11 protein-coding genes and 2 pseudogenes are annotated in these 13,756 nt (G+C 41.5%); 8 read left to right on the top strand and 5 right to left on the bottom strand.

What is annotated here, in order from left to right:
- Positions 1-58: 58 nt before the first annotated feature.
- The 4 genes from fliG to pdhA are packed head-to-tail and all read right to left on the bottom strand — an operon-like array spanning position 59 to position 4,450.
- On the bottom strand, positions 59-1,069 hold the full coding sequence (gene fliG / locus LEP1GSC190_RS09860; RefSeq protein WP_002761845.1) for a flagellar motor switch protein FliG: 1,011 nt from the start codon (positions 1,067-1,069) through the stop codon (positions 59-61).
- 13 nt (positions 1,070-1,082) lie between these two features.
- Entirely contained in the window at positions 1,083-2,471 is a 1,389-nt protein-coding gene (locus LEP1GSC190_RS09855) for a dihydrolipoamide acetyltransferase family protein (protein ID WP_004279353.1), read from the bottom strand.
- A gap of 21 nt (positions 2,472-2,492) precedes the next feature.
- Positions 2,493-3,467, bottom strand: a complete 975-nt coding sequence (locus LEP1GSC190_RS09850) for a pyruvate dehydrogenase complex E1 component subunit beta (RefSeq protein ID WP_002761841.1) — start codon at positions 3,465-3,467, stop codon at positions 2,493-2,495.
- Complete coding sequence (gene pdhA / locus LEP1GSC190_RS09845; RefSeq protein ID WP_036047593.1) at positions 3,467-4,450, bottom strand: pyruvate dehydrogenase (acetyl-transferring) E1 component subunit alpha; 984 nt, start codon at positions 4,448-4,450, stop codon at positions 3,467-3,469. Before pdhA ends, LEP1GSC190_RS09850 begins: the two co-directional genes overlap by 1 nt.
- 149 nt (positions 4,451-4,599) lie before the next feature.
- Here pdhA and LEP1GSC190_RS09840 point away from each other — a divergent pair, with 149 nt between their 5' ends.
- From LEP1GSC190_RS09840 to LEP1GSC190_RS21055, 5 genes are all read left to right on the top strand, one after another.
- Positions 4,600-5,268, top strand: coding sequence for a response regulator (locus LEP1GSC190_RS09840; protein WP_002761830.1), 669 nt, complete (start codon positions 4,600-4,602; stop codon positions 5,266-5,268).
- A gap of 4 nt (positions 5,269-5,272) precedes the next feature.
- Complete coding sequence (creC, locus tag LEP1GSC190_RS09835; RefSeq protein ID WP_004279636.1) at positions 5,273-6,703, top strand: two-component system sensor histidine kinase CreC; 1,431 nt, start codon at positions 5,273-5,275, stop codon at positions 6,701-6,703.
- Positions 6,704-6,887: 184 nt separating this feature from the next.
- Positions 6,888-7,106 (top strand): hypothetical protein, encoded by a 219-nt coding sequence (locus LEP1GSC190_RS09830; protein ID WP_002761868.1) that lies wholly within the window; start codon positions 6,888-6,890, stop codon positions 7,104-7,106.
- Positions 7,094-8,470 carry a cell envelope integrity protein CreD gene (gene creD, locus LEP1GSC190_RS09825; protein WP_002761877.1) on the top strand — a complete coding sequence of 459 codons (1,377 nt, stop codon included), beginning with the start codon at positions 7,094-7,096 and terminating at the stop codon, positions 8,468-8,470. Before LEP1GSC190_RS09830 ends, creD begins: the two co-directional genes overlap by 13 nt.
- A 391-nt stretch (positions 8,471-8,861) precedes the next feature.
- Positions 8,862-9,056: an ankyrin repeat domain-containing protein gene (locus tag LEP1GSC190_RS21055; RefSeq protein ID WP_004279586.1), complete on the top strand. Its 195-nt coding sequence runs from the start codon at positions 8,862-8,864 to the stop codon at positions 9,054-9,056.
- A gap of 270 nt (positions 9,057-9,326) precedes the next feature.
- On the opposite strand, the pseudogene LEP1GSC190_RS09815 reads toward LEP1GSC190_RS21055, so the two are convergent.
- Positions 9,327-10,398, bottom strand: a pseudogene (locus tag LEP1GSC190_RS09815) (IS3 family transposase).
- 162 nt (positions 10,399-10,560) lie between these two features.
- Between LEP1GSC190_RS09815 and LEP1GSC190_RS09805 the strand changes: the two are divergent.
- The 3 genes and pseudogenes from LEP1GSC190_RS09805 to LEP1GSC190_RS09785 all read left to right on the top strand — a co-directional run.
- Positions 10,561-10,831, top strand: a pseudogene (locus LEP1GSC190_RS09805) (ankyrin repeat domain-containing protein); the annotation flags it as partial.
- Between the two features lie 503 nt (positions 10,832-11,334).
- Positions 11,335-12,180 carry a flagellin N-terminal helical domain-containing protein gene (locus LEP1GSC190_RS09790; RefSeq protein ID WP_002764028.1) on the top strand — a complete coding sequence of 282 codons (846 nt, stop codon included), beginning with the start codon at positions 11,335-11,337 and terminating at the stop codon, positions 12,178-12,180.
- A 540-nt stretch (positions 12,181-12,720) separates the two neighbouring features.
- Positions 12,721-13,566 (top strand): flagellin N-terminal helical domain-containing protein, encoded by an 846-nt coding sequence (locus tag LEP1GSC190_RS09785; protein ID WP_002763946.1) that lies wholly within the window; start codon positions 12,721-12,723, stop codon positions 13,564-13,566.
- Positions 13,567-13,756 lie beyond the last annotated feature (190 nt).

Here is a 13,756-nt window from a genome sequence, read left to right as displayed (position 1 = left end):
GAATCTTGTAAATATAACTTGTCGAGGCTCCTAGATTCCGAGGTTTTAAAACAGACTCCTAAATATATTCTTCTCCGTCCTTTTTAACAAAGATGGTTCCTTCTTCTTCCAATTCTCGGACGAAGTTTAAGATGACGTTTCTTGCATCGTTGATTTCTCGTAAGGTGAGTTTGCCTCTGATTTCCATCATGTCCAAAATTTCCGCGGCCCGGTTTCGGGACATGGCATTCAAGAAATGATTTCTGAGTTCGTCTCCAGCTCCGCGCAGAGCCATGCTGAGACAATCGTCGTCACCTATGCGGTTGATTAAAATTCTCATTTCCTTCTGGTCCAAAGCGAGGATGTCTTCAAAAGTGTATAACTTTTCTTTGACTTGTTTAGCGAGTTCCGGAGAATTCGCTTCTAACTCTTTGAGAATATTCTCTTCTTGGGATTTGTCCATATGATTGAGAATGTTTGCAAGTGCTTCCGCTCCTCCCGCCTCGCTGTATTCGGAACGATCTCTTTGTTCGTATTTTTTCTTGAGAACTCTCGCGATTTCTTTGATCGCATCGGGATGGGTTTTAGTCGTATTTGCAAGACGATAGGCGACACTTGCTTGAAGTTCGCTCGGGAAAAATTTTAGAATGTCAGCGGCTTTTTTGGGGCTCATGAACGCGAGAGTAACTGCGACCGTTTGGGGGGATTCGTGTTGAAGCAGACTTGCAAGAGTTCCCGGTTCGGCCTCGCTTAAGAATGAAAAATCGTCTTCTATATCTTTTCGGGAAAGTTTACCGAGAATATTTTCCGCTTTTTCTTTTCCTAGGGATTGTTGCAGAATTTCCCGAGCGGCATCCATACCACCTTTGATTTCTCCGTCACCTGGAAGGACTGAATTCTTAAATTCTAAGAGAACTTCTTCTTTTTCCTTTTTGGAAACCGTTTTAATCTGTGCCATTTCCAGGATAATCTCTTCGATCATAGAATCGTCGAGTTTCGATAGAACTTTGGCGGCGTCTTCTTTATTTAAAGAGAGGAGGAGCAGGGCCGATTTTCTGGTTTTTTCTTTTCGAGCCGATTCTTTTTCCACTAAAATAAAATCCTTAACCTGTAAGTAGGCGAAGGGGATGTTCCATAAGATCTCGGAATAAGGAAAGAAATCTAGCTCCTGTCGCTCCATCTATGACTCTGTGATCACAAGAAAGTGTAACGTTCAAGATTTTTCCTGGAACGACGCTTCCAGCCTTGAACACCGGTTTTTCAACGAGAGCGCCTACTGCGAGAATTGCCGCTTCGGGTTCGTTGATGACTGCGGTAAACGAAGAGATTCCAAACATTCCGAGATTGGAGACGGTAAAGGTGCCGTCCGTGTATTCCCCCGGTTTGAGTTTTCTGTCTCTTGCCCGGGAAGCAAGTTCTTTTATCTCTCGACTGATTTCGAGAACGGTTTTCTCTTCCGCGTTTCGAATATAAGGAGTGATGAGGCCTCCTTCAATCGAAACTGCGACTCCGATATCGACTCTTCCATACTCAAGGATATGATCTTCTCTCCAGGAAGAATTAACTTCTGGAACTTGCAACAAAGCATAAGAACACGCTTTGAGAATGAGATCGTTTATGCTGACTTTTCCCTGGCCGCTGAGTCCAAGGTCTCTATTGATAGAGTTTCTGAGATCGTCGATCGGCTCCGCGTCCAATTCCATCGTAAGATAAAAATGAGGGATGGTCGAAGTGGAATGTGAAAGACGAGAAGCGATTGTTTTTCTCATTCCTGTAAGTTCCAACTTACGGTCTTGTCGCTTAACAAAAGAATTTCTGTCACCGCCACCCGACTGATAAGAGAGAATGTCTCGTTTGATGATCCTCCCTCCGGGACCGGAGCCAATCACTTCACCAAGATTGATTCCTTTTTGAAGGGCGAGATTTTTTGCTAAAGGAGAGGCTTTGATCGGACGACCGTCGCGCACCGATCGAAGTGGAGAATGTTCCGATTCTTCCGAGCCGAATGCAGAGGATGTTTTTAATCCGGAAGATTTTTCTTTGGTTGTGGATAAACCGTCGTTTCCGACATTCTTCCCTGCGCCCGACGTTGGGGAGGACGAGACAGAAGCTTCACTTTGCGCGGGAGAAGTTGACCCTGTTGCGGATGACGCGCTCGGTGTAAAGGTAGTAGCTTGGCTTGGTGCGGCCGAACTTTCTTTTTTAGCTGGAATGGATTTCTTTGCGGTTTCGACTAATGTTGAAATGTCTTCTCCCGATTTACCGATGATTGCGACGGGGGCGCCGACGGGAAGTAGGGATCCTTCGGGTGCGAGAATTTCCAATAAGACTCCAGTTTCAAAAGCTTCCATTTCCATGACGGCTTTGTCTGTTTCCACTTCGGCGATGATTTCTCCTGGAGAAACTGAATCTCCTTTTTGTTTGAGCCAGCGGACGATCTTGCCTTCCGACATAGTAGGACTGAGTTGAGTCATCTCTGCAATTTTAGCCATTTTGAATCTTCCTCGCTCTTTTTATTCGAGCATCCCCCGAACCTTCGCAATGATTTTTTCTTCACTCGGAAGAGAGGCTTTTTCCAGGTTTGCAGCATAGGGCATGGGAACATCTTCCTGAGTGATTCTTTCCACTGGAGCGTCCAGATCATCGAAAGAATTTTTCTGAATGAGATAAGCGATTTGAGAACCGAAGCCCGCCACCTCCCAACCTTCTTCCACGATCAAAGCTCGGTTCGTTTTTCGGATCGAAGTGTAAATCGCTTCTTCATCCAAAGGTCGGATGGAACGAAGATCCAAAACTTCCACCGAAATTCCTTCTTTCGAGAGTTTCTCCGCAGCAGGTAGGACATACATTAAGCCTCTCGACCAGCTAACAATCGTTATATCGGAACCCTCTCGTTTGAGATCTGCTTTTCCGAAAGGGATCGAATATTCCTGATCGGGAACTTCTCCTCTGGTTCCGTATAACACTTCGCTTTCGATAAAGATCGTAGGATTATTATCTCGGATTGCCGTTTTTAAAAGACCGCAAGCATCCGAAGGAGTATAAGGAGCGATCACTTTCAAACCGGGGATGTGTGCATACCAACTTTCAAACGATTGAGAATGTTGGGCTGCGAGTCTTCCTCCGGCGCCACCCGCACCTCTAAAAACAATAGGAATCGGAAATTGACCCGCGCTCATATAGTTCATCTTGGCGGCAGAGTTGATGATCTGATCGATCGCGACGAGAGAAAAATTCCAAGTCATAAATTCGATGATCGGTCGTAAGCCCACCATCGCCGCTCCGATTCCCACGCCTGCGAAACCGTTTTCGGAGATAGGAGTATCGATGACTCTTTTTTCTCCGTATTTGGTGAGCATTCCTTGCGAAACCTTATAGGCTCCGTCGTAGTGGCCGACTTCTTCTCCCATGAGAAAGATGTTCGGGTCCTTATCCATTTCTTCGCACATCGCTCTATTGAGAGCTTCTCTATACGTGAGAATCGCCATTACAGATCCTCCGCATAAACATTCTTATATAGCCAACCTAGTGGAGGTTCTTCGCTTTGGTCTGCGAACCGGATTGATTCTTCCACTTGAGTTTGTATATCTATATCTAGTTTTTCTAATTCTTCTTCTTTCCATTCGGAATGAAGAAGATCGTCCTTTGCTTTTAAAAGAGGATCGCTTTTTTTGTAACGATCCAATTCTTCTTTGGTTCTATATTTTGCGGGATCGGACATGGAGTGACCTCGAAAACGGTACGTGGAAATTTCCATGAGAGTGGGGCCCTCTCCTCTGCGTGCACGCTCTACGGCAACGCTAACGTGATCTCGAACCTTACGAACTTCGTCTCCCTCAATGTGATCTCTTGCGATATCGTAAGCTCCTGCACGAACCGAAACGTCCTTCACCGAAAGTGCTCTATATTCCGGTGTTCCCATTGCGTAGTGGTTGTTTTCGCAGATCATTACGAGAGGAAGTTTCCAGATTGCGGCGAGATTCATTCCTTCGTGAAAGGAACCGATGTTTGCGGCACCTTCTCCGAAAAAACAGATTGTGACCGAGTCTTCGTTTTTGAACTTGGATGCGTAAGCGATTCCCGCCGCCAGGGAGATATGACCTCCCACGATTCCGTGTCCACCCATAAAACGTTTGTTCTTATCAAAGAAATGCATTGAACCTCCGTAACCTTTGGAGATCCCCGTCCTTTTTCCGAAGAGTTCGGCCATCAAAGCCTTCGGATCCAAGCCTCTTGCAAGCGCGTGACCGTGATCCCTATAGGTGGAGACGATGTAGTCTTGTTCTTTGAGGGCTGCGATCGATCCGACTCCCACTGCTTCTTGTCCAATGTATAGATGGCAGAATCCACCGATTTTGCCGATACTGTAAGATTTAGCGGCGCCTTCCTCAAATCTTCGGATGAGAAGCATCTGTTTGTAGAGTTCGAACAGGTCCAGGGTTTCTTTTTTGGTTTTGGGATGATTGTTCATAAAATTAGATTTTGAAAACAATCGCAAAGTATCTTTCCGGAATCGACTTATGCAAACCGATTTCGTTTCCGCTTAAAAAAAAATCCAAAGATTTGAACTGGACAAAAACTTCTTTTCGTAAAAGAAGAATTGGATTTTCATTCATTGTTATGCGTACGATTTTACTCACAGAAGACGAACCGGGAATTCGAGATACGATTCGAGTCGTTTTAGAATCAGAAGGTTTTAAAATGATCTATGCGATGACCGGTAACGAATGTCTTTCTCTTTTAAAAGAATCTCCCGATCTGTTGGTATTGGATGTAGGACTTCCGGATGGAAACGGTTTTGAAATTTTGAAAGAGCTTAGAAAGAAAAACTCTATCCCGGTCATTTTACTGACCGCCAGGGAATCGGAACTTGACCGGGTTCTCGGTCTGGAATTAGGCGCGGACGATTATATGGTAAAACCGTTTAGTCCTAGGGAGTTGGTAGCTAGAATCAAAGCCGTTCTGAGGAGATATGACGGAAACTCCGAAAAAAAACAAACTGAGTTTTTAGCGGACGAGGATCGTAAGGTTATTTATTATTACGGTAAATCTTTAACTTTAACTCCTTACGAATACAAAACACTTCTTTTATTTTTAAAACGACCCGGAAAAATTTTCACTCGGGAGGAAATTATGGACAATGTTTGGATGGAACCGGAAGAAAGTTTTGATCGAGCCGTGGACACTGTAATCAAAAATATTCGATCCAGGTTAAAGGAAATTCGACCGGATACGGATCCGATAGAAACTAGACGAGCCCAAGGTTACGGATTGAAGGAAACATTATGAGTCTTTGGATACGAATTGTGATTGGTTTTTTTTTGCCTTTTTTGCGGGTTATTATTACTTCGTAGATAAAATTGAAGATTCGATTCGACCGCGTTATATGGAAACCGTGGAGGAATCTTTAAACGATACGGCGTACCTTTTAGCCTCTTTATTGGAAAGTGAACTATTTCAAAGGAACGTTTCCTTGGAAAAAACAAGCGAGCGCGTGTTTTCACCTATATTAAGAATCTCTAAAGAAAAAAAATTAAATTCTAAAATTTTCGAAATCACCAAGAAGAAAGTAGATTTGCAGTTGTATGTGGTTGATGAGCGTGGAATCGTGATCTACGATTCGGAAGGAATTAGAAAAGGACTCGATTATTCCAAAAAGAACGACGTGTATCTCACCTTACAAGGGAAATACGGAGCGAGGTCCAGCCCTTTGATGGTTTCCGAATCCGATAAAGGATTGTTTATCGCAGCCCCGATCCGACGAAACGAAAAAATCATCGGTGCGGTTACGGTAATCAAACCCAAAAAAAGTATAGTTCCTTTTATCGAATCGACCCGAAAGAAATTTTGGAATCTGAGTCTGTATGTGGCTCTTTCCATAATTGTTTTGTTTATTAGCATTTTATATTTCTTGTTTTCGCCGATTCGAAAATTATCCGAGTATGTTTCGGCTTTAAGATTTCAAAAACGGGTTCCTTTTCCGAAAATCAGTGTGCCTGAGATACGAGGATTGGGAGAAGAAATGGATCGATTGTTTCGGGAACTTGCGGGAAAAGAATACGTGGAAAATTATGTGCAATCCATGACTCACGAGATCAAGAGTCCTTTATCTTCTTTACTTGCCTCTTGCGAATTGATTGTCGAAAATCCGGATCGTTTAGAATCTTTAATTTCTAATATTCAATTAGAAGGAAAAAGAATCCAAGCGATTTTAGAAAAACTTTTAGAGCTTAGTTCTTTAGAAAATCAATCTCAGTTGGAAAAAACTTCGAATCTCAATTTACAAGACGTGGTTCAAGAGACGATTGTTTCTTCTATTTCGGAAGCCGTCCGAAAAAAAATAAAACTGAAAGAGTTAACCGAAACTGTATGGGTGGAAGGAAATTCTTTCTTTTTAGGAATGGCTCTTCGGAATTTAGTTCAGAACGCATTGGATTTTTCAAACTCGGGATCTGAAATTACGGTTCGTTGCGGTAAAAAAAACGGATTTCCCTTTTTAGAAGTGGAAGACTCCGGTTCTGGAATTCCATCGTATGCTTTGGAAAGAATTTTTGAGAAATTCTATTCTTTGCCTCGTCCTGACACTGGACGTAAAAGTTCCGGATTGGGTTTGGCATTTGTAAGAGAGATTGCAAAATTACACGATGCGGATTTGCAAGTGAAAAACGGAACTTCAATGGGTGTGGTAGCTCGGATTTGTTTCAAAAAAAAATTTCAACAATAGAACCGGTTTTTAGCTACGGATTTTAACGGCAAATTCTTTGTCCCAATATAGAATTTCTTTCAAAATTCAGGTTGTTTAATAAGGATCAGTAAGTGCGAGTCCTAAGGTCCTCACACAATCCTCACAATTCGCCCATCAGTTTCTCATTCTTACGTTACATACTCTTAAGGCAAGGGTAGGTAGTATGATTAAAATTCAATCTTTTGTAAGTATCAGAATGTTGTTCTTTTCCATATTTTTGATCGGACTTTTAATTCCGACTTATATGGTCTGGGAAAGTCGAGGAAGAATCTTAGTGGAAAAAGCCCATTTGAGTAAGAGTGACATTTTGAGCAGGGAAGAAAAAATGAAATGGTGGGAACAATCATACCGAACGCACGAAGATGATGGATGCGCGGATTGATCATTGGAGAAAATAATATGTTTAAAATTCAATCGTCTGTGAGTCTTAGGATTTTAATTTTAGGAATAATGCTTGGTTTACTGTTAATTCCGATCGGCTTGGTCGGTTCGTTGGTTTTTGAAAGACAGGAAAGAGCCGGAGAAGCGTTAGGAGAAATGAGTTCCAAATGGGGTGGTAAGCAGGAGATGGCCGGCCCTTTTTTAGTAATTCCTTATCAGGCGCTCGAAGAAGAAATAAGAGCAGATAAGCATGGAAAGGAAATCAGTGTTCAAGTAAACGTATTCAAAGAAATGTATTTTCTTCCGGAAAAACTCAGTTTAGAAACGGATTTAAAAGCAGAAAAGAGAAAGAGAGGTATTTATGAAGCGGTTTTATATCATGGAAATGTAAAGTTCCAAGGAAATTTTAAACAACCGTCCTTTTCTGATTTTCCAATGAATACAAAAAAAATTTTCTGGGCGGAATCAAAAATGATCGTTGTTGTCAATGACGCAAAGGGAATTGGAAATGATGTTAAATTGTTTTTAGCTGAAAAAGAAAAAACGTTTCAACCGGGTTCTTCTTCCGAACATTTTACATCTGGGTTACATTCCAAAATGAATCTTTTGGATTTTAAGTTTCCGCTTACGTTTCAAATTCAAATTCCAACTCAAGGTTCTGATTCTATGGGTTTAATTCCACTGGGTAAAGAAACTAAGATCCAAATTTCTTCGAATTGGAAAGATCCGTCTTTTGAGGGAAGTCTTTTACCAAAGGAAAGAAGCATCTCTGAAAATGGATTTCAAGCAACTTGGGAATCTTCTTATTTTTCTAGAAATTATCCACAAGTAATTTCTTCCGAGGAACGCTCAACTTTGGGTACTATTTTATCTTCTGGACTTGGAGTTCGTTTGATCGTTCCTGTGGATCATTATTTAAAATTAGAAAGATCTATCAAATACGCGATTTTATTGATCGCAGCTAGTTTTGCTCTTTTCTTTTTATTAGAAATTTTTGGAGGAAAAATTCTTCATCCATTTCAATATCTAATGATTGGATTTGTTATGGTGGTATTTTACATTTTAAACTTATCTTTGTCAGAACATTTAGGTTTTATAATATCTTACGCGATTGCATCTCTTGCGGTTTCGGGTCTCATATTTTATTATGCGACTTCCATTTTACAAAGTAAAAAGAGAGGATTCATTGCTGGAGGATTTTATTTCGGTCTATATTCTTTCTTGTATGTGATTTTATCTTCCGAAGACTACGCCTTACTTATCGGTTCCATTGCGGTGTTTGTATTTTTAGCGCTTTTAATGCATTTCACCCGAAAGATCAACTGGTATTCTTTTGGGCTTCAAGGATCGGAAGAAACAAAGTAAAATATTTCGAAACGGTTTAAAATTTTTCAGAACCGTTTGATAACGTGAGAAATAGGAAAATTTTTTCTAAAAGTAGGAGTTCCTACAGATACAAAGATGATTTTACGCCTAATTTTCTGGTTTCTAAAAGGTAAAAATGTGGGAACTACCACATTTTTACCTTCCGAGGTACGCAAACTTTTGAGAAATGAATTCCTTACTTCGAACTCACGTTAATTACAATGGAAATGTGATTGAATTTGTAGGAACTCACACCTTCAAGACGCTTCTGTAGGAACGCTAACTTCTTCACCAACTGCTTTTTTCGGGTTTTGAGATTCCTATACATTTAAAAGGTTATAACAATAATTATGAATGAATCCAAATTATTTGATGTGATCCGAGAGTGAAATTGGAGACCCTAAAAAAAAAATTAGACGAAGGTTACAATCCATCCGCTTTTGAAGAAGAGGGATACAACAATGCACTTTCTTTGTCCGCTTATATGAAACAGTCGGAAATGATCGAGTATCTTTTGAAAAAAGGAGCATCTGTCAACGATAGAGTCAAAGGCGGGCCTACTGCGCTTCACAATGCAGTTTGGTAATATGATAAACGATCGATGGAACTTCTTTTGGAGGCCGAGCGGAAATTAACGCAGCGGACGATGTAGGTTGAACTCCTATTTGGCTTTCGGATCGATGGAGCCATTTTCCATTTTGATTGAACGTGATGCTTGAGTGGACGGTGTATCAGGTGGAAAAACTCTTCTTGAGAGAATCACTTTGGACTGCTCCTTTTTAACAGGAAGAGGGGATTAAAATGTTAAACTGAGATGCCCCCATTTTTAATACCAGTGTGATGTGTCAAAATCCACTTAAGTAGAACGTCTTAAATATTCCTTCGGAGTCATCCCCCGAGAGAACTATGCGGCCTTTCCGAATTATAGAAATTTCTCCAGTCTTCGACAAGGCGCTGAGCTTCTTCCAAATTTTTGAACCAATTTTCGTTTAAACATTCGTTTCGCATTTTTCCGTTAAAGCTTTCGATGAAAGCATTCTCGGTAGGCTTGCCCGGTGTGATAAAATGAATATCGACTCCTTTTTCGAAAGCCCAACGTAAAAAAGTTTTTGATGCGAATTCGGGACCGTTATCCACAACAATTTGCTTTGGTAGCTTACAGACTTCAGATGCTTCATTCAAAATTCTTACTAAGCGTTCGGAAGTGATTGAGAATTCTGTCTGCGTTACCACGGCGAATCTTCCAAAGTCATCGATAATATTCAAAATTCTGAATCTTCTTCCCGAGTAGAGTGAGTCCGACATGAAATCCATGGACCATCTTTCTCCAGAATTCTTAGGAACAAGCTTTGGAACTGATGGTAACGATAGTTTCTTTCGCTTTGGTTTGATTCGATATTTTAAGCCCAATTCGGAATACAAGCGATAGATTCGTTTATGATTTACTCGTTCTTCTTGCCGTATGAAGTCATGGATCTGTCTGTAACCCGCCCTTTTATACTTATATGCTAAAGAACGAATTCGATCTTTTAGTTCTATGTCTGGATCCTGAATTTTGGAACGATACCGAAAGCCAGTCCGCGAAACGCTCAAGAGTCTACAGGACTTGCGTTCCCCGAGCTTTGATTTGATTAACATGACCGCCTCTTGTTTCTGCTCTCGGCTTACCACTTTTTTTCAAGTAACATCTTGATTGCTTCATTTTCTAAAGCTAATTCTGCATACAGTTTCTTGAGCTTACTATTCTCTTCTTCCAAAGTTTTCATCCGCTTTAGATCGCTCAGTTCGAGACCACCATATTTCGAACGCCAACGGTAAAATGTATTTCCGCTGATTCCATACTTCCGACAAATATCTGGGGTCGAAACTCCTGATTCCGATTCCTTTAGAATCTTATGGATTTGTTCTTCGCTGAATCGTTTCTTCATATTTTCCTCCAAGTTTATGATTCTTCTGGAGGATTTCAAACATTCTAACTGGTCCTAAATTCGGGGGATAGGTCAAAACAAACTTGTAGAACTTGGTCTTAAAGTCTCTAATGAAAAGTTAGATGAATCGATGGAGACTTTTTTGATGAAAACGATCTATCTTATGTGTCACAGATTTTAAAGGCAAACGAAAGGGAAGAAGAAACGATCTATTGTGCATGAGGAACTAGAAACAGGGGTAATGCAATGCAGCATTAATCGCCACAGGCGAGGAAATATATCTTGAGCTTCTTAACGATTACATTCATTCGATTGATATTGATCATACGCTTCATTTGCATGAACTGATAGGGCGTAGCACGCAAAGCCTATTTTAAAGTTCAATTGGCCTCCATTGAGAACGCACTTTGACGAGCTGGGTTTGACTCGTTAGGCTATTCCCATGAAATATTTCTAAGAATTTCAATTTTCGCTCCAAAAATGTGAGAGTTCCTACATTTGTGCCCCGTACAAAAATTTAAATTTACGAGTGTGATATTTTAGCAAACGGATTCCACAAAAGCGTTCCATTGTTAGAAAAATCCAATGCAAAATAAAAAATACTTACGAGAATTTTGAAATCGATCGAATCTAAGATTAGCCCAAAAAAGAATCAATTTTTTCAAAAAAAAGTATAAAATTTGAATTCCTAAAAAACTGTCATTTTCTATTAAAATCATCGAAAAATGGCGATTTTTAAAGAAAATTCTCACTTATCCTAGACTTAATCCAGAAGACCGAATCACCGAAGATAGAGTAGGAAGAAAAAGGACTCGGGTATGATTTCCCGTTCGTTCGTTTTCTTCTAAAATAAAGAAATCAATTAGGCCAAAACCAAACTCACAAGGGGCTCGGGCACGGATGCCGGAGTCATGATCAGTTTCAAGGAGGAAACCCATGATCATCAATCACAACTTAGCCGCGATCAATTCCCATCGCGTTCTGAAATTTCAGAATAACGAAGTAGCGAAGAATATGGAAACTCTTTCTTCCGGTATGCGTATCAACCGTGCCGGTGATGACGCTTCCGGCCTCGCCGTTTCTGAAAAAATGAGAACGCAGGTAAAAGGCCTCAGACAAGCTGAGAGAAACACCGAAGACGGTATGTCTTTGATCCAAACTACGGAAGGTTATCTGCAGGAAACGAACGATATCATTCAAAGAGTTCGGGTTCTGGCTATCCAGTCTTCCAACGGAATCTATAGCGCCGAAGATCGCCAGATGATTCAAGTTGAGGTTTCTCAGCTCGTGGACGAGATCGATCGCATCGCTTCTCAGGCTGAATTCAACAAGATGGCTCTCCTTCAGGGGGACTTTGCAAGAGGTTCTAGAACTTCTTCCATGTGGTTCCACATCGGGCCGAACCAGCACCAAAGAGAAAGAGTGTATATCGCGACTATGACTGCGAAATCTCTCAACCTCATTAAGGCTGATGGTTCACTCCTGACGTTGTCTACGGCTGAATTCGCTAATGACTCTATCGGGGTTCTGGACGATGCTCTGATGAAAATCAACAAACAAAGAGCAAACCTAGGAGCATACTTCAACAGACTGGAACACGCTTCCAAAGGTCTGATGGTTGCTTACGAAAATATCCAGGCTTCAGAGTCGAGAATCAGGGACACAGATATGGCGGAGGAAACCGTTGCATTTACGAAGAACCAAATTCTGGTTCAATCGGGAACAGCAATGCTTGCTCAGGCTAACGTAAGACCTCAGTCGGTTCTCCAGCTTCTTAGATAAGATTTTGACCTCAACGGTTAAGATCTTACGGTCGCCGAAAGTTTCGGCGGCCGTAAGAGCAGGTGAATAACTGACCGGAAGAGGAATACATTTCTTCGGGAATGTGTTTCCTTCCGGAATTGATTCCTAAGGTCCGTTTGATTCGACCTTTTTAAGAAGCCGCTTTCGCGGCTATTCTGGCTTGAAGTTCCCTAAAAGTACGACGGAAGGTTTTGTCAAAGAACATTCTAAGAAAGAATTAAAATATTAGAATATTCTCTTTCCGTGGTCCTTTTGAGGATCAAAGAGGTTTGTTGAATTGCTGATAGCTATATAATAAAGTATCTAATATTTTGTATTGAAACAGTGTTTCGTCATAAAATTAACGATACTCAACTTTATAGAAATTAGTAATAACGATTGATAATCGAATATAACTCCGTGGTAGGACGCCTGGTCTGTCAGGTGGTCTGATTTTTGTCCATCCCGGAGCACCGGACAGACCATGTCCGGCCGACGAATAGGGAGATTTGTCGGTTCATCTCTACAAAGGAGTGTAGAATGATTATCAATCACAACCTGAGTGCGGTGAATGCTCACCGTTCTCTAAAGTTCAACGAGCTTGCTGTGGACAAGACGATGAAGGCTTTGTCTTCCGGTATGCGGATCAATTCCGCGGCGGACGACGCTTCCGGCCTCGCCGTTTCCGAAAAGCTAAGGACGCAAGTAAATGGTTTGCGTCAGGCTGAAAGAAACACCGAAGACGGAATGAGCTTCATACAAACTGCCGAGGGTTTTCTCGAACAGACGTCGAATATCATTCAGAGAATCCGGGTGCTTGCCATCCAGACCTCGAATGGTATCTACAGCAACGAAGATAGGCAGCTTGTGCAGGTGGAAGTATCTGCGCTGGTGGACGAAGTCGACCGAATCGCTTCTCAGGCTGAATTTAATAAATTCAGACTATTTGAGGGGCAATTCGCGAGAGGATCCAGAGTCGCTTCCATGTGGTTTCACATGGGACCGAATCAAAATCAGCGTGAGAGATTTTACATTGGCACGATGACTTCGAAAGCCCTGAAGCTTGTAAAGGCGGACGGGAGACCGATCGCGATTTCTTCTCCGGGAGAAGCCAACGATGTTATCGGTTTAGCGGATGCGGCTCTTACGAGGATCATGAAGCAGAGAGCGGATATGGGGGCTTACTACAATAGGCTCGAATATACCGCAAAAGGTCTGATGGGTGCGTATGAAAATATGCAAGCATCGGAATCCAGAATTCGGGACGCCGATATGGCGGAGGAAGTTGTCTCGCTGACCACAAAACAGATATTAGTGCAGAGTGGTACGGCAATGTTGGCGCAGGCAAACATGAAACCGAATTCAGTTCTCAAGCTTCTGCAGTAGCTCTAGGAAGCCTTCCAGGAGGGAAGGTAGACAAAAAGGTTCCACCGGAAGGCATCTCTTCCGGTGGATTTTTTTTTACTGAGAGTTGGAATTTTTTCCAAAAATTCAAAAAGATTATTAAATTTTCTATGAAGATTTCGAATTATAAAATTTTACAGAAATGCTCGTAGAGTCCATAATTATTTTTAAG

Origin of the sequence: Leptospira mayottensis 200901116, from assembly GCF_000306675.2 — a bacterium.
Classification (GTDB): Bacteria; Spirochaetota; Leptospiria; order Leptospirales; family Leptospiraceae; genus Leptospira; species Leptospira mayottensis.
This window is presented reverse-complemented; position numbering and strand designations above follow the sequence as displayed.

Coding starts and splice junctions, on each gene's coding strand:
- LEP1GSC190_RS09855 (WP_004279353.1), bottom strand. CDS start 2,471: ATGGCTAAAATTGCAGAGATGACTCAACTCAGTCCTACTATGTCGGAA.
- LEP1GSC190_RS09850 (WP_002761841.1), bottom strand. CDS start 3,467: ATGGCGATTCTCACGTATAGAGAAGCTCTCAATAGAGCGATGTGCGAA.
- pdhA (WP_036047593.1), bottom strand. CDS start 4,450: ATGAACAATCATCCCAAAACCAAAAAAGAAACCCTGGACCTGTTCGAA.
- LEP1GSC190_RS09840 (WP_002761830.1), top strand. CDS start 4,600: ATGCGTACGATTTTACTCACAGAAGACGAACCGGGAATTCGAGATACG.
- LEP1GSC190_RS09830 (WP_002761868.1), top strand. CDS start 6,888: ATGATTAAAATTCAATCTTTTGTAAGTATCAGAATGTTGTTCTTTTCC.
- creD (WP_002761877.1), top strand. CDS start 7,094: ATGCGCGGATTGATCATTGGAGAAAATAATATGTTTAAAATTCAATCG.
- LEP1GSC190_RS09790 (WP_002764028.1), top strand. CDS start 11,335: ATGATCATCAATCACAACTTAGCCGCGATCAATTCCCATCGCGTTCTG.
- LEP1GSC190_RS09785 (WP_002763946.1), top strand. CDS start 12,721: ATGATTATCAATCACAACCTGAGTGCGGTGAATGCTCACCGTTCTCTA.